1 protein-coding gene is annotated in these 1,191 nt (G+C 70.1%); it reads left to right on the top strand.

Features of this window, described 5'->3' with window-relative positions:
* Nucleotides 1–211: 211 nt before the first annotated feature.
* Nucleotides 212–691, top strand: a complete 480-nt coding sequence (locus AC5LUJ_RS13820; protein WP_493465050.1) for a hypothetical protein — start codon at nt 212–214, stop codon at nt 689–691.
* Nucleotides 692–1,191: the final 500 nt, after the last annotated feature.

The following is a 1,191-nucleotide window of genomic DNA, read 5'->3' as shown; positions in this document are numbered from 1 at the left end:
GGGTGTGATGTAGATCGCACGTGTTGGTCGGCGCGAGCGGGAAGAGCGCTTACCCTACGACCTCGCTCGCGGCACTAGGTTGGGGGTGGGCCCGGCCGCGACGGTCGGACTGCGGACACCGGTCGCCGTGCGTCGGCCGGCGCCGTGCCGATCGGCGCCAAGCCGGCCGCAACCGTTGCGGCAGGCCGCCACCGCACCCGAAGGAAGGCCCGTGACCTCGCAGGACGTACCGGACGAAGTGTTGGGCGAGCCAGTGCCGACCGTGGCGGCGCGAGCCGGCGGCCGCCGCCCGCCGCGGCCGGCCGCGGCACGAGCCCTGGCCGCCACGCGCCGGGCCCTGACAGATCGGCATAACCGGCGTTGGGTGGTGCTGGGTGCGCTCGCGCTCGCCGGCCTGATTGCCTTCGGCATCTACGTCACGGTAGCCGGGCCCTCACCACGCGTCGAGGCGGTGGTCTACTTCACTCCGACCGCGACCGATGCCCAGAAGGACGCCGTCCGGGCCGCATGCCCCACCAGCGGGGGGGCGGTGCAGGAGCCCCCCGACCACAACACGGTTCAGAGCAGCCGGGTCTACCCGTTGCGCTACAACATCACGTTCGCCTCGCCGGCCGACAGGGCCGCGGTCTACCGGTGCGTACACGCCCAGTCGAACGTCATCGGCATCAGCGAGTTCACCCAGGGCCAGTAGGCCACCTCAGCTGGCCCGCCGTCGGCCGAAGGAGTAGATGGTTCCAGCTGTCCTATCGCCCCGCTTCGTGGGTCTCGCAGGTCACGGATGTGCCGTTCGCCGTTGATCTCACCGTCTCGCCGTAACCGATCGTCCGGCGGGCGGTTCCCGGATCGCACGCCGGAACGGCAGCGACCCGGGGCCGGTGCAGCAACACCAACCCCGGGTCTTGAAACCGTAGAGAAAATTGGCGAAAACTCCACCTTTGGCCAGGCCAGCCACACAAAAAGTACGGGATAGCCTGAGAAGTGCGGCAGGTGTGGGTCTGCGGAGATATCCCCGGATGAGTTTTCCACCTACGAGTGCCGGGTCAGGGCCGCGGGCGACGGCTGTCGCCGGCGGGTTTCTCGGTGCGAGAAGGGCAGGGCGTGGGCGCTGGCCTGTCGGGGCGCCGCGACGGGCTGAACACAGCAGGTCGAGCGCGACCAGTTGAGGGCAGACGGGCCGAGGGCAGACGGGCC

The organism is Protofrankia sp. CiP1_Cm_nod3 (genome assembly GCF_982290655.1).
The sequence above is the reverse complement of the archived record's forward strand: the minus strand, read 5'-3'. Positions and strand labels throughout refer to the sequence as shown.